The organism is Shewanella sp. SR44-4 (genome assembly GCF_014163715.1).
In the GTDB taxonomy this organism is placed as follows: domain Bacteria; phylum Pseudomonadota; class Gammaproteobacteria; order Enterobacterales; family Shewanellaceae; genus Shewanella.
This window is the reverse complement of record NZ_JACJDU010000019.1, coordinates 1-23858: the sequence shown is the minus strand read 5'-3', so window position 1 is coordinate 23858 and position 23858 is coordinate 1. Positions and strand designations below refer to the sequence as shown.

The following is a 23858-nucleotide window of genomic DNA, read 5'->3' as shown; positions in this document are numbered from 1 at the left end:
TTACTGTCCTTAATTATAAACCATTAAAAATCATCACTTAATCAACGGTTATCTGATGATTGGTTGTATTTACAATAATTTGCACTTTATTCAAGTCTAATCAATGTGCAATACGTTGATTTAAAAAAAGTATTACTGTCTAATAACATCATGGTAATTAGCACATAGTATTGTATGAGTTTTCTGAATAATTTTTTCCTGCTAAACGATGATAGCAACGCACACGAATCAATACCCAATTGGCGAATAAGTGCACTGAGGATAATTCTATCTTCGGGAATGTTGCTGTGCTTAGCCATTGCGTTTGATACATTTAACTCAGCCTTACAATTAAATTACTTGTGGATAATAGCGATTACTATTGGCTTCACTTCGGTATTATTTTTACTGTTACTTGCCAGTAAGCATTTTTACCATTTGGTTGCTCATTTACTCCTTGTCGCATTGGTGTTGGCCAGTTTAGCAATAAACTTGACGCTTCCAGAATTAGCATTAGCAAAAATAGGCAGTATGCTGATGTTTGTATGCCCTGCCATCGCGCTAATGCTGTTAGGGAACCGAGTGGCAATCTGTTACGCCTTACTAAATATCGTGCCATTCTATATGATTTTGCATGATATCGACCTGTCTCAATACACCAATATAGATAAGCAACTCCCTGACGCAAATTGGTATATTATTGGAGTGGTTTTTCTATTTTTTAATATCTGCGTGCCTTTAGCAGTAGCAAGAACCATTGTAGCGGCTAAACGTCTCAATAAAGCCACGTTAAGCTCAAACGCTTATTTGAAAAGTAAGAACGAATTATTTCGCACTTTTTTTGCAGAATCGACTATCCCAAAAATCATTGTCGATGATATGGGAAAAATTACAGATGCAAACCAACAAGCTATTGATTTACTAAAATTACCGAAACAATTAAATAGCGAAACGTTACTGCTTTCATCTGTCATACCAAACTTAACGATCTGTAACACAGATCAACAAGAACCAATATTGCACTTCAACAATACCTATCAACGTGTGGTCCATCAGCAACTAACCGATGCTAACTTTTGTGTTTATGAATTTCATGATTGCAGTGCAGAAAAAAGTATTAAAGATAATTTGGCCGCCATGGAACAAGAAAACAGACGTCTACGTTATCGCGATGCACAAACACAATTACCAAACAGAGATTGGTTTGAACTACAGTGTGATCGCCTAATAGCAAAATATCGCAAAGGCTTTTATGTGGTTGTGGCTCAAAGCGCCAATAACGACTATTTAAATATAAAATTTGGTAACCATAATTCCCAAACCATCACTAAAACAGCCTTTAAACGGCTGCGTAACGATATTGAAGGACCTTTATTATGTGCTCATATTGGCCCAGGGAAAATTGCCTTTATTCTTGGTAGCCTTAACGAAAATGATCTTTATAGTACTTTATCTAAAATAAAACATATTTTAGATGAAGATTACAACTTACTTGGGGTTAAGTCCTCGCAGTCATTTTTATTTGGTATTGCCCACTGCCCTGAACACGGAGACGCAAGTAGTAAAGTTGTCGCTCACGCTATCGAGGCGCTTAAGTTGGCCAATACCCACGATGTATTTAGCTTGTATAACCAAACCAATTCACAAAGCTTTTTAGAAAAATATGAAATATCGATGTTGCTCGATGAAGCCCTGCAACAAGGCGAGCTAACCGTTCATTATCAACCTAAAGTTACTGCATCAGGACAGTGTATCGGCCTTGAAGCATTGGCTCGATGGCACAGTCCAATTTTAGGCTCTGTGTCGCCAGCGGTATTTATCCCTATTGCAGAAGAGTACCGGATGATCAGTCGCTTAACCGATTTGGTTGTCCAAAAAGTGTGCTCGCAAATTAGCCAATGGACCCTGCAAGGGTTTAACTGCGTACCGGTGGCAATTAATATTTCATTAATTGATTTCAGCCAAACCGACTTTATGTCTAAATTAGTTAAACATTTAGCTGACTTTACTGTCAGCCCGAAACAAATAGAACTCGAGTTAACCGAAACCTCACTAGAAGCAAATCAAGCCCACTCGTTAATGCTGATGAAAACCTTACAATCATGGGGTTTTACCATTTCGGTTGATGATTTTGGCGTCGGTTATTCTAATATTGCTCGCTTGGCTGACTACCCAATTAATAAACTCAAATTAGATCGTTCATTAATCAGCCAGGTCACCTCTTCTGCTCGCCAACAAAGTTTAGTAAGAGCAATCCATAATATGTGTGAAGAATTAGATATCAAGTGTGTGTCAGAAGGTGTAGAAACAGCGGAACAAGTAAGAGTTATGGCCGAAATGGGCTGCAAAGAATTTCAAGGATTTTATTTTTCAAAACCCATTACGCCAGAACAGTTTTTTGCCCATGTCAGCCAGAAAGGGCTTAAATTTGAGCATCAAGACACTTTAATAAAAGCTTAGCAATAAGTACAAAAATAATGAGGAAACTAATCATATGAAACGTGACATACATAATAATAAAATGAGTCGGCTTTTTTACTAACTTAAAGCGACCATGGTATATTAGCGCCCATTAGAATTTGCACATTCAGTTAAGGTTTACACATGAAAATCGGTATTATTGGCGCAATGGAGCCAGAAGTTGTTCATTTAGTTCAAGCTATTGTAGAACCAGTACATACAACAATTGCTGGCATCGAATTTATTAGCGGCACCATTGCCGGTAAAGACGTGGTTGTGACCCGCTCAGGTATCGGTAAAGTAGCAGCCAGTATTGCAACCACATTATTAATCGAAAAGTTTGCCGCAACCCATGTGATTAACACCGGTTCTGCTGGCGGTTTTGTCGATTCATTGGCAATTGGCGATATTGTCATTTCATCAGAAGTGCGTCATCACGATGTAGACGTCACAGCATTTGGTTATGAAATTGGCCAAATGGCTCAGCAACCTGCGGCATTTATGCCAGATAGCATCTTAGTCAATGCGGCCAAAAGTGCTGTCGCTGAATTAGGTGAAGTTAAGGCTATTGAAGGGTTAATTTGTACTGGCGACAGCTTTATTTGCGATCCTGTACGCACAAAAATTATGCGTGAAAACTTTCCAACGATGGCAGCTTGTGAGATGGAAGGCGCAGCGATTGCACAAGTATGTCACCAGTTTAACGTGCCATTTGTGGTTATTCGCTCGCTATCAGACAATGCAAACAATGACTCACCCGTTGATTTTGACTCGTACATTATCAAAGCAGGTATGCATTCAGCAATGATGGTTATCGCGCTATTACAACAGCTGTAATCGGTCTACACTTAGCTCGGACCCGCTATGGGGCCGAGCTAAGCAGGCTTCATTAACAATACAACAGCACATTATTGAGTCTCTATGGTCAATCAATTATTCAATCCTCAATTACTGAGCCAAGACGGCGGATTACTTCAGAGCTGTTGTATTTTATTTTGCGCATTAATATTGGCTCGGTTTGCTCCTATTCCTAGAGAGCTGCAACCATTATTATGGTTTAACCGTTTAGCGGTATTAATTTCCAGTAAGGTTAACCACCCAGACCGAGCTGTGAGCCAACAACTTATCGCTGGGATTTTAGCCACACTTATTTTGATAGTACCTAGCGGGATTATCGTCAGTTTTTTACTCAGCCTTGCCGCCTACCCATGGTTTTTTGAGCTAATCATCTTGTATTTTTGTTTATGCGACTCAGCATTTAAACCCGTGGCTGAAAAGGTCGTTACAGCAATAAAAACCGGTAATAAGCAAGACGCAAAACAACTACTCACCCCATGGGTACGTCAAAATACTCAAGTGTTATCTGAAGTCGGTTTAAGTAAAACCACCATTGAAAAACTTTTTACCACTCCCATTTACGGCACCTTAGCGACTATATTGTTTTTTAGCTTAGGCGGCGCTACCATGGCATTAGTAGTGCGGATGTTAAGACAACTAGAACATTGCTGGCCGCCATATCATCCACATTTTCATATTTTTTCGAGTTTTGTAGGCCAATTCAATCGGGTAATTTTTTTCATACCAACCTTATTATGGCATTGCTCGTTAGCGATTCAGTTTGGGCAACTGGGTATTAGGTCTATTTTTTCGCAGCCAATATCAGCTCAAGCCAATAAAAATCAGTTGAATAATCATTACAGCAGTTATGCGTTAGCGGCTAAGTTATTGAAGATAGAGCTTGGTGGCCCCCAGCAATTTATCGAAAATGGTAAGACAATTCGGGTCGATTTACCGAAAGTAAAAGCGGGTCCCTTGCCAGATCATCGCTACATAAGCCAAGCAATCACAGTGACACAAACCGCGAACCTATTTTGGATAAGCTTAACGTTATTATTGCCATTAATATGGACAGGATTAAGATTACTTTAAACGTATAAATCTTGTTTTAAACAGGCTATTATTTAGCAATTATGAATCAATATTTGTCTATTTTGTCTGTGCGTCATATTCGCTTGTTAATATAAGAATATTACATCACAAGGTCATTGCATTTTTACAACATATTAACCTTTTAAATAACAAAAAATTGATTATTGTCTGCTTAAAAACCTGTTTAGGAATATCGCTTTGTTGAACAACTTACATGTATCGTTAACGACTCCGGCATTATTATTCCCGGCAATTTCCTTATTGCTATTGGCCTACACAAATCGATTTTTTTCATTAGCGGCATTAATCCGCCAACTCAGTAACGACAAAAAACCAGTGCAAGGCGAGCAAATTAAAAATTTACGCCAACGCATCATTATCATCCGAAAAATGCAAGAAGCCGGTGTCAGCAGCTTTGCCCTATGTGTGTTTTGTATGATTTTGATTTATGTTGGTTTTAACCAAATTGGTTCGATAGTTTTTGGGTTAAGTTTATTGTTGTTATTGTATTCGTTAATTTTATCTGTAATCGAGATCCGTATTTCAGTAGATGCTCTGACTATTCACCTTGAAGAGTTAAGTAAATGAGTCAGTGGATTTACTTTTTTGATTTATGTGGTACTGCGGTATTTGCCCTTTCGGGAGCGTTAGCCGCGGGTAAACATCGTATGGACCCCTTTGGCGTTATCGTGTTGGCTTCTGTTACAGCAATTGGTGGAGGCAGTATTCGCGATGCGCTAATAGGTGCTACACCGGTTTTTTGGATCCGCGATCCTAACTATATTCTTGTCATTCTTGCGACCGTAATAACCTGCTTAGTGTTAGTGCGAAAACCGCATAAATTACCGCCACGCTCATTATCTATTGCCGATGCACTCGGTTTAGCACTATTTACCGTAATTGGTGCGGAAAAAGCCTTATTACTCGGATTATCTGGTATGGTCGCGGTGGTAATGGGATTAATAACCGGTGTCGGTGGTGGTATTATCCGAGATTTGTTATGTCGGCAAATTCCAATGGTGTTGCGAACGGAAATTTACGCAACCGCTTCCATCGTTGGAGGGATCTGTTATACCTTAAGCATATTTGTCGGCATGGATAGCATGACATCGATGTTGATCGCTATGTTCAGCACGCTAATCATCCGTCTGAGTGCTATCCGCTGGCACTTATCTTTACCGGCTTTTGATTTGAAAACAAAGAGAATTTAATGTGCGAATAATCTTCATATTATGCTGTTTGCTATTGAGCTTTCCGAGCAAAGCCAATATTGGTGATATGCCACGAGAACAACAACTCGCGATGCAATACATGGAAGCGCTTACGGATCATGACTATACCGTCCTGCGTCGTTTCTACTCTCGCGACACGGTATTTTACGATAAAACAGCCAATACTACTTACACTGGCGGTCGGCATATTATTGCGTTTTTACAGCGGGCTCATGAAGGTGTATTAGAATACCGTTTAAACGTAGAACACATGTTTAATACCGGCTCTCTCGTGGTGATAATAGGCAGTTATCGATTACGAGGCCCCGGCGATCAATATGGTAAACCCGGTAAAATTATCGACCTTGCGGTACCAGGTGTCACCACACTAAAATTTGATAACAATACTGAGCGTTTAATTGAGCAAATGGACTTAATGGACTATCAAACCATGTCTGATCAACTTGAGTCTCAGTAGTGTTGCACGTATAAATTAGCCATAAATTAACCATGGTTCAGACATAAAAAAACGGCTTACATTATAAGCCGTTTTTTATTCGCTAACATCCGTGATTACTTTAAAATCACTTTAGCAAATTTGCGTTTACCCACTTGGAATACCGCTTCAAGACCTGCATTAAAAATTTGGCGACTGTCTTCAATCTTCTCGCCGTCCATTTTAACTGCGCCTTGCTTAATCATCCGCATACCGTCAGAGGTTGAACCCACAAGGCCTGCATCTTTAAGTAAGTTAGCAATAGCTAACCCGTCGCCCGCTTCTAATACCACTTCTTCGATGTCATCAGGGATGGCACCTTTTTGGAAACGGTCGATAAAAGCTTGATGCGCCGCTTGTGCTTGCTCTTCATCATGAAAACGAGCAATGATTTCTTTGGCTAACAAAATCTTGATGTCGCGTGGATTTGTGCCATTTTCAACGTCTAACTTGAATTGGGCTAACTCAGTTAACGGACGGAATGACAACAGTTCAAGATAACGCCACATTAAGTCATCAGAAATCGACATCAGTTTGCCAAACATTTCGTTGGCAGGCTCGCTCACACCAATATAATTATGCGCCGATTTAGACATTTTCTTAACGCCATCTAACCCTTCAAGCAATGGCATCATGATGACAGTCTGCGGCTTTTGGCCTTCAGATTTTTGCAGTTCACGACCCATAAGCAGGTTAAACTTTTGGTCTGTACCGCCTAATTCAACATCGGCTTTCAATGCAACCGAATCGTAACCTTGTAATAAAGGGTACATAAATTCATGAATCGCAATCGATTGACCTGATGCATAACGCTTTTTAAAGTCATCACGTTCCATCATTCGGGCAACAGTTTGCTGTGATGCTAAGCGAATCATGCCAGCAGCGCCTAATGGCTCTAACCAGCTAGAATTAAATTCGATGCGGGTTTTTGCAGGGTCCAAAATTTTATAGACCTGCTCTTTATAGGTTTCGGCGTTAGCAAGCACTTGTTCACGAGTCAGTGGCGGACGGGTGCTGTTTTTACCACTAGGATCACCGACCATACCGGTAAAATCACCAATCAAGAAAATCACTTCGTGACCAAGCTCTTGAAAAGTGCGCATTTTATTCAAGATGACCGTGTGGCCTAGGTGAATGTCCGGAGCGGTAGGATCTGCACCTAACTTGATGCGTAAGGGACGCCCTTCTTTCAGTTTCTCAAGCAAATCCGCTTCAAGTAATATCTCATCGGTACCGCGCTTAATCTCTGCCAATACTTGATCTAAATTCGCCATCTCTACTGCAACTCCCAGGGCTTGCACAAAAAATAAAGAGGTCTATGTTACTTGTTAGCCACAGCAAATGAAAGAGTGTACACTTAGCCGATAATAACGAAAGAGAGAAATTGGTAACAGAGTCAATGGCAAAGCTTCTTACTTTATTCACATTGCTGCCAAAAGCACATCAAATCACATTATCTTTATTGGTGATTCTAACGACAATTATTCTGATGTTTCCATCGGAAGACGCTCAAGCATCTAAGCAAACCCAACTGGTAAGCCAATCTGCTGACAAATCAGACATAGAAACCAATAAACGTTATGATATTCCGTTAGCCTTTCGCAGCCCAACACCACCGGGTAATAATGACAGTGTCGCTGAAGATGAATCGATTGATTTCATATCAAATGATGCCCTTGCATCACGAGATAATAGCGAAGAAGTAAACAGCGGCGAAACCCCTGACGATGAAGCGTTTGCCCATCATCTTGCCATGTTGCAAACAAGTACCTCTGATATTGATGGCATGATCAATGACATCGATCAGCAAGTTGCCACTCAAAAAGCCAAATTAAAACAACAAGCGGCTAATGATGATTATAGCGTTGAATACTATGAAGTGGCTAAAGGCGATACCTTAGGCGGTTTATTTAGCCGTGCAGGACTCAGCGCGAAAGATGTTTATGACATTACCCAATTACCCTTAGCGAAAAAGAATCTACTAAAAATCATGCCGGGCGAAGAAATCGCCATCAGTAAAAATGCTCAAGGTGAATTACAAGAATTAACCTATCGCATGGATAAAGTGTCGACATTAATTATCAGTCAACACAATGAGCAATACAAAGAAACGGTTAACACTAAAGAAGTCGTTAATCGCACCTCGTTTATTAGCGCCAATATCAAAAGTAACTTTTGGAATGCCGCTGCCGATGCAGGCTTGTCTGGTAACCACATTATGGAATTGGCCAATATTTTTGGTTGGGATGTCGACTTTGCTCTAGATATTCGTAAAGGCGATCACTTTTCGTTGTTATTTGAACAAGAATACGCCGACGGTCAATTTTTGCGTAATGGCAATATTCTCGCAGCAGAGTTTATTAACCAAGGTGAACGCTACACCGCAGTACGTTATACCGACGGTGAATACTATTCTGAAAATGGCAGTAGCATGCGCAAAGCTTTTTTGCGTTCGCCAGTAGACTTTAAATACGTCAGTTCTAATTTTAACCCCCGTCGCTTACATCCGGTAACAGGCCAAGTTAAAGCCCACCGCGGTGTCGATTATGTTGCTGCCATTGGCACGCCGATTAAAGCGGCAGGTAAAGGTAAAGTGGTTGAGGCCGGTTATAACCAGTTTAATGGCAACTATGTCTTCATTAAGCACAACGAAACCTACACCACTAAGTATTTGCATTTAACTAAGCGCAAAGTAAACCGTGGTGAAACGGTTAAACAAGGCCAAATAATCGGTACTCTAGGTAAAACAGGCCGAGTCACTGGCGCTCACTTACATTACGAATTTATTGTAAATGGGGTTCATCGCAATCCACGAACCATCGATTTACCTAAATCAATGCCAATTGATAGCAGAGAGAAGAACAAATTCGCTGCACTCAGCAAGCAATTGATGACGCAACTAAAATCAAATCAACAACAGCAATTGGCAAGTAATTAATAAGCGGTTTTATTGCTGTTAACAGAGAGTCACTTCATGTCTAAGCCAGAGTATTTTATCGGTCTAATGTCAGGCACAAGCATGGATGGTGTAGATGCAGTATTGGTTGATTTTTCGGCCGAACATCCTGTGCTAATCGCCAGCCATACAGAAGCCATTCCTGCGCATTTATTAAAAGGCTTACAGCGTTTATGTCAACCCGAAACAGATGAAATTAACCGCTTAGGTAGGCTCGATCGCAGTGTCGGCAAACTGTTTGCTCAGGCAGTAAATCACTTATTGGCAAAATCAACAGTGACTGCCGCTGAGGTGATCGCGATTGGTTCACATGGACAAACCGTGCGTCACATGCCCAATTTAGAAATGGGTTTTACCTTGCAAATTGGCGATCCAAACACCATTGCCATTGAAACCAATATCGATGTTATTGCTGATTTTAGACGTAAAGATATCGCCCTTGGCGGCCAAGGCGCACCGTTAGTTCCGGCGTTTCATCAACAAGTGTTTGCTCAGTCTGGTCATTCAAGAGTTATTTTAAACATTGGCGGCATTGCCAATGTTACTTATTTACCCGGCAATAGTGAGCAAGTATTAGGCTTTGATACTGGCCCAGGTAACAATTTAATCGATGCCTTTATTCAACAAAACTTAAACCAACCTTTTGATGAAGATGGTGCCTGGGCAGATTCTGGCACCACCCAACCAGACTTACTCAAGCAGCTATTATCACACTCTTATTTTTCACTAGCCTATCCCAAAAGCACTGGCAGAGAGTTATTTAATCAAGCTTGGCTTGAACAACAACTCGCTGACTATAGCCATTTAGATCAACAAGACATTCAATCCACTTTACTTGACCTTACCTGTCATAGTATTGCCAATGACATTAATAAATTATCACCGACTGGCGAATTGTTTGTTTGCGGCGGTGGCGCGTTAAATAAAGCCTTAATGCAGCGACTAGCCACTTTAGTTCCCGGTTATAAAGTCGACACTACCAGTGCCTTAGGTGTTGATGCTAAGTGGGTTGAGGGAATTGCTTTTGCATGGTTAGCAATGCGTTATCACCATGATTTACCCGCCAACTTACCGGCCGTCACAGGTGCGTCACGTGCTGCTATATTAGGTGGTCGCTTTAAAGCAAGATAAATACACCAATATGTGCGGTTTACTTTTGCAATTGTGGCCTCAATGTTATGATGCCCACAAATTTGCCCAATCGTTTGAAATTGGGCAAAGCCGTAACTTAAGATGAGAGTCAATATGAGCAACAAAACCAAAAGTGTGTCTGAACTGATGAATCTAACGCCAGAAGGCCGTTACGATTATATGGTTGAGCAAATTAAAGCAGAAAAAATCATTTGGACACTTCAAGACCAAGATGGTTGCGTCATGCTAACTACAGAAGATGAAGATTGTATTCCAATGTGGCCTTCTGAAGAAACGGCTGCACTTTGGGCCGTTGATGAATGGAAAGACTGTGAACCATTAGCGATTCCACTAGACGAGTTTCAAGAACGTTGGGTGAGCGGCATGGAAGATGATGATTTATTTATCGCAGTATTCCCGGTACAAGAAGACTTAGGTGTCGTTGTACCACCGTTTGAAATGAACGAACGTATTTCGCCAAAGAAACAACAAAAGCATTAATGTGTTATGACAATAATCAGCTCGGAATCAAACCAAATAGATAAAGTAACGGTCAAACCACGTTTACCAAAACGACTTATCGGTTTAATGGTTATTTATACATTATCGTCTGTCAGTGGGTTAATGGCCGCCAGCTCACTATCAGAGTTAAGTGCAATGTTATGCATTTTGACCTTGATGATGGTATTGGCAATTATCGGTCGCCAGAAAGCGGGCTTATATCTTCTGCGGGTTTATTGTCTGTTGCAACTGCTGTTGTATAGCCTATTACCGATCATAATGTATGACCCAGATAATTTGGTTGCCGGACCAACGACATTTGATTTTGGTTTATTTCAAGCCGTAGTGCCTGATTGGCTTATATACTCAGTGCTGATTACGCTAGGTATTATACAAGTGTGGATTAGCTTTAATGCCAAAGTGAAAGCGTGGTTTAAACCGCGGATGAACCTCAACATTATGAGTAGCTAATAAGCGGTTGTATTATTTAGAGATGTTGTCCAGAAATCAAAAAAGCCGTCGAAAGACGGCTTTTTATTATATAAATCCATTCTACAGTGAGATTGTTATCTCATTTATAGCGTGGTTTATCGCTGCTGTAAGACTCATTACACCGAGAAACTAGCCCCGCAGCCACATGTGGTGGTCGCATTAGGGTTTTTAACAAAAAAGCGTGAACCTTCAAGACCCGATGTATAATCCACTTCACCACCAACAAGGTACTGAAGACTCATTGGATCAACAACCAACTGCACACCTTGCTTTTCAATGGTGAAATCACCTTCGTTGACTTTTTCATCGAATGTAAAGCCATACTGGAAACCAGAGCAACCGCCACCTGTTACATATACACGTAGCTTTAATTCAGGATTCTGTTCTTCTTCTAACAGACCTTTTACTTTTATCGCCGCCGCATCGGTAAATTGGATCGGCATTGTTGCATCAACTTGTTCAGTCATTACTACCTCTTACTTCGGTGTCTACTGAGAATTATCCTTTACCTGACTATTTTGTTCAAGTATTACCCGCAGTTCTTTTTCACCCATCAACAGCTCTGGCACATTAAAGACTTGTTCAATCTCCCCGCCTTTCACCCCACGACTCGCAGCGACCTTCACTTTAACCATAATTCGTTGTAAATTAAAACCACTTGGCAGCACAAAATCGCTGTCCATTATTTGAAAATAATTAAACTCAAAATCCAGCTTTTTATTAATTAACTCGCTCAAAGACAGTTCAGCCGGCTGGTTATTTAGTGTGCCAAGCAACAATACTGTGGCGTTGGTTTTCACTTTTACTTTGCGTTTTTGCAACTGAGTTAAGATTAATCGTAACTGATATTGCTCGGGAGCTACACCTTGAGATAATTCCACCCCATGAATTGCCACCCCTTCAACATCAGCATCGGTAACCATAACACTGCGATAAAATGCTAATTCTTTTTCTAACGCTTTCTGTGCAGATAATTGCTGACTAAATATTTCTTGCATTTCTTTATTGGCATTATCAGCAATACTTAAGGCTAAATTTCGACTGGCAAGCGCTTGCGCTTGCGTCTCTAGTTCTTGCAATAATTTACGCTTACCACTGGCGCTATTTGGTGTAGCCTCTGGTGCAAATGAAAGCCATAGGTTAAAACTTATCGCTCCCAGCAAAAAACACACTACCATTAACCCTATTAAGTATATGCTTGATGTCCGGTTTTTGCGTTCTAAAACTTGCAGTCTGTCTAACCAGCGGTGATAATTTAACATTACGTTACAACCTTTTAATAAAATACAGTATGCTTGATGAAGCTTATTTGCTTAGGGCTTATATTTCTGTAGAGCTTAACATCTTGTTCAAATCCTATGCATTGTAAATAAGGTTCTAATGATAATAATTTGCTTGCCAAATAAAGCTTTTCCAGCCAACGTAAAGAGCTAAAAAAACATGCGCAGGCAGTACTTTGACCTGTTAAAAGGCGTTAGTGCAAATTGATGGAGAGACATAACATGACACATACGCGTTATCGGTCAATCAATAAAAAATTGCCAAACATAACCCTAAAATATCAACAGACTTTAGAGTCAAACCGTGCAATTTAAGATAAATAAAGCCGCTATTATTCACGCCAAAAGAACTACGCGCAAATATCTACGTAACGAATTTAGAGATAAGTTATCTCAGGCTAAAATTAGTGTGCAACTTTGTGCACTCGCACTGTTATTTGCCATCATCGCCTCATTAGTGATTATCTTATTCCGGTTAAGCTTGGTGTGGGCAGAACAATACCTGCATGCAGATTCCATGAGCCTTAGCTCAACCTTAAGCGATTGGCGCTCTTACTTACCTTTAATCGGCGCGCTGCTTATTTGGTTGCTGTCATTGTTGGGGTCAAAGCGTTACCGGCGCATGGGCATTGCTTATGTATTGCATCGATTTAAATTGCACTACGGTAAGGTACCGCTTCAATCAGCTGCTGGACAGTTTTTTCAAGCATTAATCGCACTGATGACCAATTTTTCTGTCGGAAAAGAAGGCCCAGCGATTCATTTAGGTGCGGTGAGCGCAAGTGTTATGGCTGAGAAGTTTTCATTACCAGACAATAGCGTACGCATTATGTGTGCTAGCGGTATTGCCGCCGGTATTGCCGCCACCTTTAACGCACCGCTGGCTGCGGTTTTGTTTGTGTTTGAAGTCATTGTACGAGAGTACAAAATTCATTACTTCTTCCCTATTATGCTATCTGCTATTTGCGGCGCAGTATCAAGCCAACTTGTATTTGGTAATATTCACGAATACGATTTGATCAATGTGATCCACATTCCACTCGATCATTATCCTATTTTACTCATTGGCGGGCTTGCGCTGGGATGTGTCGCTGCCCTGTTTAACTTTTCACTGATGAAAGTCACTGCCACTGGCCAGCACTGGCCATTAATTTATCGTCTGCTCATTGCTGCAGTAGTCACCACTCTAGTTGGTTTAGTCATGCCACAGGCATTAGGCTCAGGTGATTTTGCCATCAATGAAGCCATTAGTGAGCATCCTAGTTTGTTGTTTTTAATCGCGCTGTTATTAGCAAAAATGTTGGCGACCATTGCTGCTATTGGCTTTGGCGTACCTGGCGGACTTATCGGTCCGCTCTATGGTATTGGCGCCTTAATTGGGGCAATTCTAGCGTTAATCAGTAGCCTAATATTCCCGTCAATTGCGCCTTATGTTGGCTTATATACCGTGATTGGGATGACGGCGATGATGGGGGTTTGCCTGAGTGCGCCCCTAGCAGCATTAGTTGCATTACTTGAATTAACCAACGATGCTTCGATTATTTTACCGGCCATGTTTGTCACCATCCCAGCATTTTTGGTGGCGTATCAGGGATTTAATACCAATTCTATCTTGCTAAAACAACTTGATATTATGGGGCTTGGTTACAAAATTGCTCCGCTTAACCAAGGGCTGCAAAAGAAAGGTGTGAGGGTACTGATGGATAAACGCTTTGTCATTGTTAATGATGATGACGAACTGCTACTTGAAGTACTCAAACGGGCGGCAGGTCGCCCAGTACTAGTGCGTAATGCTGAAGGAGAAATTGAAATGCTGCGTCTTGAAATGCAGTCATTTGAAGATTCAACCACGCTATCACGCCTCCCTATGCCGGGGTTACCAGACACTGCCACCTTAAATGAAGCCTATGAAGCGCTGGTCGCGAAACGCTCCGGTGAAGTGTATATCTATCGAGGCACTAATCAGAAAGTGGTTGGGGTAATAAGTTGGGCTAATTTACTTCAAGAAATCCGCTCCGGGCAGGTATAGTCCCAGCCTATCCTCGGCATAAGCTCTCACCGAGTGAAAAAGGAATATACCTATCCAATCAACCTATTTTCAAAATAGGTCTACTGGCTAGCAATACGAATTAAAACCTTGAAATCGTTACCTTTTTATAAGGTTAGACAGCTTAAATAGTGAGGCGGAATGCTTTAACAAATATTCATTAACCCATACAGGGGCTGCTATAGCACAATGAAATTTGAGGTAGCTCGGTCAGTATGCCGCTCATTCAGTGCTGAATGAGTCATAAAGGCGCGCAACTTAATTCCATTAAAAAGTAAACTAAAGCCCTGCGAATGTTCTTCATAGCAGCAAGTGAATCTCAAAGTTCAGCACGGTTATTATATTTATCTGGCAGTTCTTTTCTGCTACAATTTTGCCTCAGCCACCCTACACATAACCTATATAACACTCTATATAATGCCCTATATAATAATACGGTAAAATAGCATGCTGTTCTGGTGAATATTTTGCCCCTAAACTTTGGAAATCAGGCTGATGACACAGTTCGAAGGTTCACATATCCTTTCAGTAAGCCAGTTAGATCTGGATTCGATTAACACTATTTTTAATGTTGCTAACAAAATGACCCCTTATGCTTTGCGTGAAAAACGCACCAAAGTGTTGGAAGGTGCCATTTTAGGCAATCTTTTTTTTGAACCTAGCACCCGTACTCGTGTCAGCTTTGGCTGCGCTTTCAATTTGCTTGGAGGACATGTACGAGAAACCACAGGAATGGCATCATCGTCATTATCAAAAGGCGAGTCCTTGTATGACACGGCTAGAGTACTATCAACTTACTCAGATGTGATTGCCATGCGTCACCCAGATGCCTACTCCGTCAAAGAGTTTGCTGAAGGCAGCCGAGTGCCAGTGATCAATGGCGGTGATGGACCAAATGAACATCCAACTCAAGCCTTGCTGGACTTATTTACCATCAAAAAAGAATTAAGCCATTCAGGTATGGGTATCGATGGTATGCATATTGCCATGGTAGGTGACTTAAAATATGGTCGCACTGTGCATTCACTTTCGCGCTTACTTTGTATGCACAAGGACATTAAGTTCACATTGATATCGCCAAGTGAGCTAGCAATGCCTGACTATGTGATCGCCGACATTGAAAATGCTGGCCATAAGATCACAATAACCGAACAACTTGAAGGTAATTTACATAACGCGGATATTTTATATCTTACCCGTATTCAAGAAGAGCGCTTTCCGTCACAGGAAGAAGCCAATAAATACCGGGGTAAGTTTCGCTTAAATCACAATATTTATACGCAACATTGCAAATCAAATACGGTGATTATGCATCCATTACCTCGTGATTCACGCGCGCAAGCAAATGAACTCGACAATGATTTAAACAGCCATCCAAGTTTGGCTATTTTTAGACAAGCCGACAACGGCTTACTTATACGTATGGCACTTTTTGCATTAACACTTGGAGTTGAAAACCAACTCGAAAAGTATGAGTGCCCAGTAAACTGGTATTCACGTAAAGCCGATAGATAATTGGCACACAATATTAAGGATTAGACATGACCCGTTCCGAAGTTTTATTTGAACAGGCTAAAAAAACCATTCCTGGTGGCGTTAACTCACCTGTACGTGCCTTTAATGGTGTCGGTGGTTCACCTTTGTTCATTGAAAAAGCTGATGGCGCTTATATTTTTGATGCCGATGGCAAAAAGTATGTCGACTATGTGGGTTCATGGGGACCGATGATTTTAGGCCATAATCATCCTAAAATTCGTCAAGCAGTGTTAGCTGCTGTCGAAAACGGCTTATCATTTGGCGCACCGACTGAACTTGAAGTAAAAATGGCTGAAAAAGTCATTTCAATGGTGCCATCGATGGAACAAGTTCGTATGGTAAGTTCGGGCACCGAAGCTACCATGAGTGCAATCCGTTTAGCCCGTGGATTTACTAACCGTGATGATATTTTAAAGTTTGAAGGTTGCTACCACGGTCATGCTGACTGCTTGTTGGTTAAAGCGGGATCAGGCGCATTAACGTTAGGCCAGCCAAGTTCACCTGGTATTCCAGAAGACTTTGCCAAGCACACTTTAACCGCGACGTATAACGACCTTGATTCTGTGCGCGCTATATTTGAACAGAACCCAGACAATATCGCTTGTATCATCCTTGAACCCGTTGCGGGCAACATGAACTGTATCCCGCCAGTAGAAGGTTTTTTACAAGGCTTACGTACAATTTGTGACGAATTTGGTGCGTTATTGATTATCGATGAAGTGATGACAGGCTTTCGTGTCTCTATGAGTGGTGCACAAGGTCACTATGGCGTAACGCCAGACTTAACCACACTTGGTAAGGTCATTGGTGGTGGCATGCCTGTAGGCGCATTTGGTGGCCGTAAAGACGTTATGCAATTTATCGCACCAACAGGTCCAGTCTATCAAGCGGGTACATTATCAGGTAACCCAATTGCAATGACTGCAGGTTTAGCGCAAATGGACGCTTTATGTGAACCCGGTTTGTATGAAGCGCTTGCAGACAAAACTAAACGTGTTGCTGAAGGCTTTAAAGCCGCAGCAGACAAACATGGTATTCCATTAAATATTACTTATGTGGGCGGCATGTTTGGTTTCTTCTTTACTGAAGATAACACGCCAATGACGTCATTTGCCCAAGTCACAAAATGCAACATGGAGCATTTCCGTCATTTCTACCATGCCATGTTAGATGAAGGTATTTATTTAGCGCCAAGTGCTTATGAAGCAGGCTTCATGTCTATGGCTCATGGTGATGCTGAAATTGAATATACTTTAGCTGCTGTTGATCGCGTTTTTGCGGCAATGAAATAGCTCAACTTCATCAGTTAACCTCTTTTTAGGTTAAGCAAACTGTTGGTAACAAAAATAGGATAAATAACTACGTTGTTTATCCTATTTTTATTTATGTTAACAAATTCCTATTACCTTTCTCTGTGTTAATTATTTTATCCACGACTTTGGTCGATAATTGACGAAAAAACTGTGATCTATATTGCGAAAATGCCCGTGGTGTGATGTGATCGCCCCGCCAAACGGAAAGCTTAATTGAACCTTAAAAAAAAGGCTGAATTAGGTTAGCAAAAATTCATGGTAATGATGTTGATTACCTACAACACAAAGTTGGAATTGCAGTCATGCTACATACCTTTCTTATCTCACTTGCAGTGCTTGCGCTGTTAAGTATCGTGCTCGAAGAAATTACCCATATTAATAAAGCCAAAACCACCCTGTTCCTTGGCTGTATTGCTTGGATCACCTTATTTATTGCCTCTGGTAGCCCAGAGAAAAGTAAACTGGTCGGTGAAGAACTCAATGAAAACTTATTAGAAATTGCCACCTTATGGCTGTTTTTAATGTCTACTATGACCTTTGTTGCTTACCTTAACGCTAAAGGTATGATCCAAGTACTGGTGCAAAAAATATTTCCGCAGCAAGTGTCTGTTCGCATGTTGATGATACAAGTTGGGATGTTTTCATTAGTACTGTCGACTTTTTGTGACAACGTGACAGCCACATTGGTGTCGTTAGGTTTACTGACCACCTTTAATTTAGACAAACAAATGCGTCGCCGTATGGCAGTGCTCATTATCTTTGCGGTGAACTCTGGTGGGGTTGCATTAATCACCGGCGATGTAACGACTCTGATGATTTTCCTTGCCGGTAAAGTGCATATTTCTGAATTATTAATTCTGTTCATTCCTGCCAGCATCAGCGTTATGATCCTAGCAATATTGTTCTCACTCAAAGCCGAAGGGCATGTGAGCACATCGCCAATTGAGCAAAACTACAATACCGTTGATATCGTCATTGGCTTGATTTTCTTCACCACCATCGTATTAACCATGGTACTTAACGTGCTGTTTGGTATTCCACCGGTATTGACCTTTTTATTCGGTTTATCAGTAATGTTCTTAGTCGGCACTACCCATAAGAGTAAAACCGAAGAAGTTCAGGTATTAGAATACATTCGCCAAGTTGAGTTCGATACCCTGCTGTTCTTCTTAGGTATCTTGTTACTGGTTGGTATGCTTAAAGAGATTGGTACGCTTAACCTATTAACAGAAGTCTATGGCATGTATAACCCAAGCATTTCTAACTTCTTTACCGGTGTCGGTTCTGCATTATTAGACAACGTGCCACTAACTGCAGCATTATTAAAAGCAGATCCCGTACTGACAACAGCACAATGGTTAGGCTTAACTTATTCGGTTGGTGTAGGCGGATCGTTATTAATCATCGGTTCGGCATCTGGCATCATCGCGATGAGTAAAGTTGAAGAACTGACATTCGTAAGCTACTTAAAATATGTTCCAGCATTACTATTATGCTACTGCATAGGTTATGGATTAACGCTGTTTTTAGCCAATAACATTCACGGCTAATATTAGTACGAGGGTTTTTCAGATAAAACAGAGGCGCTAATAGCGCCTTTGTTTTATGCCTAACATTCCAACATCGCCTTAAATTGCTGGCACTCTAAATTGCTCACCATCAATTTCTAATACGATATCTCGTGGCCGAATTTCTACAATCGTCAGCTTATTCTTGATCATATCGCCCTGTTGTAATTCAACCCCATCGACATTTAACCAACGGTTACTTGGTTCTGTCGAATACACATGAGCATTAATATTAAACTCCGGTACTTGCAACTGCACACTCGCGGGTAAGTCACCATACTTAGGAATTTGCTGATTGGAAGGTCGAGGGATAGGATCTAATTTTGCTGACGTCACTTGCTGATTAGCCGACTGTTCATATTCAACGTCTTTAAGCGCAGTTTCAAACGCAGCAATCAAATTACTCTGCTCTTTAATTGATGGTGCTTTAACAGAGGCAAAATCGACGTCTTCTGCGGCGGCATTTACTTGCAAGCGCAATGCCTCAAGCTCTGCTAAACCTCGGCGATTAGCCTTAGCACCTAATGCAATGGCTTCTTGCTGCTGCGCCTGTTGACGATTGCTCTCTTGTGTCTGATATTCATCAACGCTGCTATCTTGCCCGCTTTGATAATTATCCTGTTCATAACCTGCTTGCTGCTGATAGCTTGGTTGCTGAAAATTGGCTTGTTGGGCGTTGGTTTGTTGAGAGTTGAATTGCTGGGAGTTAGCTTGTTGAAAATTGCGCTGGCCATCATTTGCTTGCAGATATGGTTCATTCACCCCAGAAGACTCAGCGTAACCATTGTTATTATAACTTGCCGCTTGCGTGTTCATTGCATTCGTATTGAAAGGTTTGGCAATAGGTAATGCCACCTTACCCGCTAAACGAATATCATCGTTATTTTGTACCGCAGATTCATTTTTGTTACCGGCTAATGCTTCAGGTGTTTTATGTGGTGTAACAACAGCAACTGGCGCCGTGACAGTTTGTTGTGCATTAACGCCATTATGCTGGATAGTTGATAACGATGCAGACGGTGACTGTAATAGCACACTCATGCCCCATGCAGCGCCAATGCCCAAAGCAATGGCTACAGCCAATACACTATACTTATTCAACTTATTTGAGCTGTTAGATTGCGATATATATTGAGGCGGCTGCGTCGACATAATATCGACAACATCACCTTGTTGCTGCTTTTTACGGTTAACCGCATCCAATAGAATTGACATTAACTGCGCACCTCAGAGGCACTTAAACGAGGGCCTTGCTGGCTCAGATATAAGTTAAGCTGCACCAAGGTCTGATTGCCTGCTATACCGTCTGGCTTTAACCCATGCTGACGTTGAAAATTCATTAATTGTTGTTCTAAATCACTATCAAACTGCGTCAGTAGCCGTGCACGTCGCTTGTTGACTAACGCTAAGCTATTTTCGAGCCATTGCACTTGTGCCAAGCTAGAGGACTGACCAATCTCACGCGGCAAGACACTGTCTGGTTGCCACAAAATTTCAAAAGTGCCGCTAAAGTGGCGGTCAAACCAATCTTTATTCACCCAAAATTGTTGCTCGCCCAGTTGCAATAAAATCTGTTCGGCTTGACGCTCAACAATTACGCCATAAAACACGTTCGTTTGCGTATCTTGCAAGTAAACAACTGCGGGGTAATTAAGACGCATAATACTGTGCCAATTACCTTGTTGCTGATAACAGGCTAAATCTTGTTGCTGCGCAGCTTGGCAGGCAGACAAGCCGATAATAGGCTGTTTATTCCACAAGCCAAATAATCCGGCAAAGGCATTATCAATGCTACTGCTTTGTAGCATTGCTTGGCGCATAATTTGTTGTTGTGCATTGGCAACTGGAGTTGCTGCTTGTACTTGTTGAGTTTGTGCTGCTTGGTTTATCTGGCTAGGCATAACTGCAGGCGTTTGATTGGCTAAGCTAGATTGCGCTTGAACATCTGCTATCGCCGCATTCGCATTCATATTGTTTTCAATGGCTGAACGATTAAACAGATAAAATGATAAACCAAAAGCGAGCACCAACGCAGTAGCGGCAATAAATGGCCAGCGTTTATCGCCTGGTACATCAATATCACCCAATACTTCGACCGCAGCTTGATTAACCATTTTGTGATCAATCGGAACCTTAGCTTGTCCATAACCAGCCATTAATGCACGTTCACATAATAAGTTGGTTAAACGCGGAATACCGCCAGAATGTTTATGTAACGCGGTTATCGCCTTACGTGTAAATAGCGGCTCATGCCTACCGGCAACCTGCAAACGGTGCAACACATATAGAGCAATTTCATCTTTATTTAGCGGTAATAAATGATAGCGAGCGGTGATCCGCTGTGCTAACTGACGTAAGTCTTGACGTTTTAGCAGTTGTTGTAATTCTGGCTGGCCAATCAAAATCACTTGCAGCAGTTTTTTGGTGTTGGTTTCTAGATTGGTCAATAAACGCAGCTGCTCTAATACTTCCGAACGCAAATGCTGTGCTTCATCAATAATCAGCACCGTATTACGACCATTTTTGTGATTATTCAGTAAGTACATGCTGATTAAATCAGTCAACTGCTTTAACGTCGGATTTTCACCGTATTTAATTTCCAGCTCATCACATAGGGTGGCTAAGAGTTCAAGCTCTGTTAACGATGGGTTTAGAATAAACGCGGTGTCGGTATTATCGGGTATTTGTTGTAATAGACAGCGAGAAACAGTGGTTTTTCCAGTGCCGACTTCACCCGTTAATAATACAAAGCCACCGGTTTCACCTAGGCCGTAGGTTAAATGAGCCAACGCCTCACGATGACGGTCACTTAAGAACATATAATGAGGGTTAGGTGCGATAGAAAATGGATTATCGTTTAATCCATAGAAGGCTTTATACATTCGACCAAAAATCCTTATTTGAAACTGACGGCTCACGTTAATGCTTGTATGACAGCTTGTCAAAAGTTAGCCGTAAAAATCTAACTCTGATAAGATTTAAGCAACTTATTATTACACGTTGTGGTACGCCATGAAGATTTATTTAGTAGGCGGGGCCGTACGCGATACCCTTCTTAAACAAACTGTCGTTGATAAAGATTATGTGGTTGTTGGCAGCAGCGTAGAAGAAATGCTCACATTGGGTTATCAGCAAGTCGGTAAAGACTTTCCTGTTTTTTTGCACCCTAAAACTCAGCAAGAATATGCGTTAGCCAGAACAGAACGAAAAACCGGTAAGGGTTATCAAGGTTTCAGTTGTGATGCCAATAAAGATGTCACCCTCGCCGAAGACTTATTGCGCCGTGATTTAACCATTAATGCCATCGCGCAAGATGAGCACGGCACACTGACGGACCCGTTGCACGGTATTGCAGACATTAACGCTAAAATACTTCGCCATGTGTCAGATGCCTTTGTTGAAGATCCTTTACGCGTATTACGAGTGGCTCGTTTTGCCGCTCGATTTCACCACTTAGGGTTTACTATTGCACCTGAAACCTTACAGTTAATGACCGACATAGCTAATAGTGGTGAATTAGATCACCTCACCCCAGAACGCGTATGGCAAGAATGTGATAAAGCATTAAGCAGCCAAAGTCCGCAGGTTTTTTTCAATGTATTAAAGCAATGCCAAGCATTAACAGTGTTATTTCCTGAAATTGATGCGTTGTTTGGCGTGCCACAACCTGAAAAGTGGCATCCTGAAATAGACACTGGCATTCATACCCTCATGGTTCTCGAGCAAACGAGTCTATTAAGTGACAATAAAGCAGTACGTTTTGCCGCTCTAGTTCACGATCTAGGTAAAGCGTTGACCCCAAAACAAGATTGGCCGAAGCATTATGGCCACGGGCAGAAAGGTTTGCCGGTCATTAAAAAGCTTTGTGAACGAATTAGAGTGCCAAACGAATACCGTGATTTAGCATTATTAGTCAGCGATCAACACCAAAACATTCATAACGCGTTTGAACTAAGAGCAGAAACCATCGTCAAATTATTTGATAAAGGTGATTTTTGGCGAAAACCTCAACGCTTAACAGAGCTACTATTATGTTGTCATGGCGACTTAAGAGGACGAACTGGATTTGAACAATCTTCCTATCCACAAGCCGAATATTTACTACATTGCTATGAGTTAGCGAGCAACGTCGATGTGCAATCGATTATTGCCGCGGGTTACCAAGGATCGCAAATTAAAAGTCAACTTCAGCTAAATCGAGCCGAAACGATTAATAACTATAAAATACAATACATTGAAAGCAAGCAGCTACATTAGCTATTGCCTATTTAGGGTTTTATGAAAAAAAGCGGAAAAAAGCATTTTTTAACAGGGAATAAGCAATAAATCACTAAGATTTATATAAATTCGGCAATTAATGATGCTTTTGGCCCGGTAGACTTGCAATTTTCATTTATTTCGCTATTTTAAATGAACAATCTTATATTTGCCTATAGCAAATAAAAAAATCTGTGACATAATTACGCCGTTGCAAAGGCACATGCCGTTGCACTATTTAACAACCTATATATTAAGGGATTTACCCATGAACAAGAAAGTACTGATGATTGCTGGTGTTGCGATGACTGCTTTATTAGGTGGTTGTGCTAACACTACTGCTTTAGAAGAAAGCGTAGCAAACCTAGGTAACAAAGTTGATCAACTATCAGCACAAGTTGGTTCTTTAAAGTCTGAGCAAAGCAAGCTATCTGCTGATGTTAAAGGCGCTAAAGCTGCTTCTATGGACGCACAAGCTGAAGCTAAACGTGCTAACGACCGTTTAGACAACATGGCTTCTTCTTACAAAAAGTAAGAATAGTTATTAAAAATTAGCTTATTTACATAGGTTGATTATTAGGGCTTGATTGTTGATACCACTACTCTAAGTAGTACTTCAACATCAAGCCTTAATTATTTGTGCTTCGCGTAGAAAAGTAATAGTAAGCGGTATCAAGCGGTATCAAGCGGTATCAAGCGGTA

21 protein-coding genes are annotated in these 23858 nt (G+C 41.2%); 16 read left to right on the top strand and 5 right to left on the bottom strand.

Annotated features, from left to right (window positions below; all coding sequences use genetic code 11):
- Nucleotides 1–174 precede the first annotated feature (174 nt).
- From H5125_RS10900 to H5125_RS10875, 6 genes are all read left to right on the top strand, one after another.
- Nucleotides 175–2439, top strand: coding sequence for a bifunctional diguanylate cyclase/phosphodiesterase (locus tag H5125_RS10900; RefSeq protein ID WP_182744262.1), 2265 nt, complete (start codon nucleotides 175–177; stop codon nucleotides 2437–2439).
- 144 nt (nucleotides 2440–2583) lie between these two features.
- Complete coding sequence (locus H5125_RS10895; protein WP_101088844.1) at nucleotides 2584–3276, top strand: 5'-methylthioadenosine/adenosylhomocysteine nucleosidase; 693 nt, start codon at nucleotides 2584–2586, stop codon at nucleotides 3274–3276.
- 84 nt (nucleotides 3277–3360) lie between these two features.
- The gene (locus H5125_RS10890; protein WP_182744261.1) at nucleotides 3361–4368 is read left to right on the top strand and encodes a cobalamin biosynthesis protein; all 1008 of its coding nucleotides are present in this window, start codon (nucleotides 3361–3363) and stop codon (nucleotides 4366–4368) included.
- 198 nt (nucleotides 4369–4566) lie between these two features.
- Nucleotides 4567–4956 (top strand): DUF2721 domain-containing protein, encoded by a 390-nt coding sequence (locus tag H5125_RS10885; RefSeq protein WP_101088842.1) that lies wholly within the window; start codon nucleotides 4567–4569, stop codon nucleotides 4954–4956.
- Nucleotides 4953–5579: a trimeric intracellular cation channel family protein gene (locus tag H5125_RS10880; protein WP_101088841.1), complete on the top strand. Its 627-nt coding sequence runs from the start codon at nucleotides 4953–4955 to the stop codon at nucleotides 5577–5579. The genes H5125_RS10885 and H5125_RS10880 overlap by 4 nt, the downstream gene beginning before the upstream one ends.
- 67 nt (nucleotides 5580–5646) lie before the next feature.
- Complete coding sequence (locus H5125_RS10875; protein WP_081430168.1) at nucleotides 5647–6057, top strand: nuclear transport factor 2 family protein; 411 nt, start codon at nucleotides 5647–5649, stop codon at nucleotides 6055–6057.
- A gap of 95 nt (nucleotides 6058–6152) precedes the next feature.
- Here the strand turns inward: H5125_RS10875 and tyrS are convergent, their stop codons facing one another.
- Entirely contained in the window at nucleotides 6153–7349 is a 1197-nt protein-coding gene (gene tyrS, locus H5125_RS10870; protein WP_101088840.1) for a tyrosine--tRNA ligase, read from the bottom strand.
- A gap of 125 nt (nucleotides 7350–7474) precedes the next feature.
- Between tyrS and H5125_RS10865 the strand changes: the two genes are divergently transcribed.
- The 4 genes from H5125_RS10865 (at nucleotide 7475) to H5125_RS10850 (ending at nucleotide 11134) form a co-directional block, all read left to right on the top strand.
- Nucleotides 7475–9013, top strand: coding sequence for a peptidoglycan DD-metalloendopeptidase family protein (locus H5125_RS10865; RefSeq protein ID WP_101088839.1), 1539 nt, complete (start codon nucleotides 7475–7477; stop codon nucleotides 9011–9013).
- Nucleotides 9014–9049: 36 nt separating this feature from the next.
- On the top strand, nucleotides 9050–10162 hold the full coding sequence (locus H5125_RS10860) for an anhydro-N-acetylmuramic acid kinase (protein ID WP_182744260.1): 1113 nt from the start codon (nucleotides 9050–9052) through the stop codon (nucleotides 10160–10162).
- 114 nt (nucleotides 10163–10276) lie between these two features.
- Nucleotides 10277–10663 (top strand): DUF2750 domain-containing protein, encoded by a 387-nt coding sequence (locus H5125_RS10855; protein WP_162023702.1) that lies wholly within the window; start codon nucleotides 10277–10279, stop codon nucleotides 10661–10663.
- 6 nt (nucleotides 10664–10669) lie between these two features.
- Nucleotides 10670–11134, top strand: coding sequence for a hypothetical protein (locus H5125_RS10850; RefSeq protein ID WP_182744259.1), 465 nt, complete (start codon nucleotides 10670–10672; stop codon nucleotides 11132–11134).
- Between the two features lie 137 nt (nucleotides 11135–11271).
- On the opposite strand, the gene erpA is transcribed toward H5125_RS10850, so the two are convergent.
- The gene (erpA, locus tag H5125_RS10845) at nucleotides 11272–11622 is read right to left on the bottom strand and encodes an iron-sulfur cluster insertion protein ErpA (RefSeq protein ID WP_011638424.1); all 351 of its coding nucleotides are present in this window, start codon (nucleotides 11620–11622) and stop codon (nucleotides 11272–11274) included.
- Nucleotides 11623–11643: 21 nt separating this feature from the next.
- Complete coding sequence (locus tag H5125_RS10840; RefSeq protein WP_182744258.1) at nucleotides 11644–12417, bottom strand: DUF6776 family protein; 774 nt, start codon at nucleotides 12415–12417, stop codon at nucleotides 11644–11646.
- 322 nt (nucleotides 12418–12739) lie between these two features.
- Between H5125_RS10840 and H5125_RS10835 the strand changes: the two genes are divergently transcribed.
- The 4 genes from H5125_RS10835 to nhaD all read left to right on the top strand — a co-directional run bounded on the left by H5125_RS10835 (nucleotide 12740) and on the right by nhaD (nucleotide 18881).
- Nucleotides 12740–14464: a chloride channel protein gene (locus H5125_RS10835; protein ID WP_182744257.1), complete on the top strand. Its 1725-nt coding sequence runs from the start codon at nucleotides 12740–12742 to the stop codon at nucleotides 14462–14464.
- A gap of 513 nt (nucleotides 14465–14977) precedes the next feature.
- A complete protein-coding gene (locus H5125_RS10830) occupies nucleotides 14978–15997 on the top strand; it encodes an aspartate carbamoyltransferase (RefSeq protein ID WP_101088833.1) in 1020 nt (339 codons plus the stop codon).
- Between the two features lie 26 nt (nucleotides 15998–16023).
- Nucleotides 16024–17310, top strand: a complete 1287-nt coding sequence (hemL, locus tag H5125_RS10825; protein WP_162023705.1) for a glutamate-1-semialdehyde 2,1-aminomutase — start codon at nucleotides 16024–16026, stop codon at nucleotides 17308–17310.
- Nucleotides 17311–17633: 323 nt separating this feature from the next.
- Nucleotides 17634–18881, top strand: coding sequence for a sodium:proton antiporter NhaD (gene nhaD, locus H5125_RS10820; protein ID WP_162023706.1), 1248 nt, complete (start codon nucleotides 17634–17636; stop codon nucleotides 18879–18881).
- A 78-nt stretch (nucleotides 18882–18959) separates the two neighbouring features.
- On the opposite strand, the gene H5125_RS10815 is transcribed toward nhaD, so the two are convergent.
- Nucleotides 18960–20114: a general secretion pathway protein GspB gene (locus H5125_RS10815; protein WP_182744256.1), complete on the bottom strand. Its 1155-nt coding sequence runs from the start codon at nucleotides 20112–20114 to the stop codon at nucleotides 18960–18962.
- Nucleotides 20114–21781 (bottom strand): ExeA family protein, encoded by a 1668-nt coding sequence (locus H5125_RS10810; RefSeq protein ID WP_182744255.1) that lies wholly within the window; start codon nucleotides 21779–21781, stop codon nucleotides 20114–20116. The genes H5125_RS10815 and H5125_RS10810 overlap by 1 nt, the downstream gene beginning before the upstream one ends.
- Nucleotides 21782–21911: 130 nt before the next feature.
- On the opposite strand from H5125_RS10810, the gene H5125_RS10805 reads away from it, so the two are divergent.
- Together H5125_RS10805 and H5125_RS10800 are read left to right on the top strand one after the other, a co-directional pair.
- Nucleotides 21912–23156 (top strand): multifunctional CCA addition/repair protein, encoded by a 1245-nt coding sequence (locus H5125_RS10805; RefSeq protein ID WP_182744254.1) that lies wholly within the window; start codon nucleotides 21912–21914, stop codon nucleotides 23154–23156.
- Between the two features lie 268 nt (nucleotides 23157–23424).
- Nucleotides 23425–23691, top strand: coding sequence for an Lpp/OprI family alanine-zipper lipoprotein (locus H5125_RS10800; protein ID WP_011638433.1), 267 nt, complete (start codon nucleotides 23425–23427; stop codon nucleotides 23689–23691).
- Nucleotides 23692–23858 lie beyond the last annotated feature (167 nt).

Bases quoted from the DNA above. Each gene is read 5' to 3' on its own strand.
- H5125_RS10875 (WP_081430168.1), top strand. From the start codon at position 5,647: ATGCCACGAGAACAACAACTCGCGATGCAATACATGGAAGCGCTTACG.
- H5125_RS10855 (WP_162023702.1), top strand. From the start codon at position 10,277: ATGAGCAACAAAACCAAAAGTGTGTCTGAACTGATGAATCTAACGCCA.
- H5125_RS10860 (WP_182744260.1), top strand. From the start codon at position 9,050: ATGTCTAAGCCAGAGTATTTTATCGGTCTAATGTCAGGCACAAGCATG.
- tyrS (WP_101088840.1), bottom strand. From the start codon at position 7,349: ATGGCGAATTTAGATCAAGTATTGGCAGAGATTAAGCGCGGTACCGAT.
- H5125_RS10840 (WP_182744258.1), bottom strand. From the start codon at position 12,417: ATGTTAAATTATCACCGCTGGTTAGACAGACTGCAAGTTTTAGAACGC.
- H5125_RS10850 (WP_182744259.1), top strand. From the start codon at position 10,670: ATGACAATAATCAGCTCGGAATCAAACCAAATAGATAAAGTAACGGTC.
- H5125_RS10805 (WP_182744254.1), top strand. From the start codon at position 21,912: ATGAAGATTTATTTAGTAGGCGGGGCCGTACGCGATACCCTTCTTAAA.
- hemL (WP_162023705.1), top strand. From the start codon at position 16,024: ATGACCCGTTCCGAAGTTTTATTTGAACAGGCTAAAAAAACCATTCCT.
- erpA (WP_011638424.1), bottom strand. From the start codon at position 11,622: ATGACTGAACAAGTTGATGCAACAATGCCGATCCAATTTACCGATGCG.
- H5125_RS10810 (WP_182744255.1), bottom strand. From the start codon at position 21,781: ATGTATAAAGCCTTCTATGGATTAAACGATAATCCATTTTCTATCGCA.
- H5125_RS10865 (WP_101088839.1), top strand. From the start codon at position 7,475: ATGGCAAAGCTTCTTACTTTATTCACATTGCTGCCAAAAGCACATCAA.
- H5125_RS10830 (WP_101088833.1), top strand. From the start codon at position 14,978: ATGACACAGTTCGAAGGTTCACATATCCTTTCAGTAAGCCAGTTAGAT.
- H5125_RS10900 (WP_182744262.1), top strand. From the start codon at position 175: ATGAGTTTTCTGAATAATTTTTTCCTGCTAAACGATGATAGCAACGCA.
- H5125_RS10800 (WP_011638433.1), top strand. From the start codon at position 23,425: ATGAACAAGAAAGTACTGATGATTGCTGGTGTTGCGATGACTGCTTTA.
- H5125_RS10890 (WP_182744261.1), top strand. From the start codon at position 3,361: ATGGTCAATCAATTATTCAATCCTCAATTACTGAGCCAAGACGGCGGA.
- H5125_RS10815 (WP_182744256.1), bottom strand. From the start codon at position 20,114: ATGTCAATTCTATTGGATGCGGTTAACCGTAAAAAGCAGCAACAAGGT.
- nhaD (WP_162023706.1), top strand. From the start codon at position 17,634: ATGCTACATACCTTTCTTATCTCACTTGCAGTGCTTGCGCTGTTAAGT.
- H5125_RS10895 (WP_101088844.1), top strand. From the start codon at position 2,584: ATGAAAATCGGTATTATTGGCGCAATGGAGCCAGAAGTTGTTCATTTA.
- H5125_RS10880 (WP_101088841.1), top strand. From the start codon at position 4,953: ATGAGTCAGTGGATTTACTTTTTTGATTTATGTGGTACTGCGGTATTT.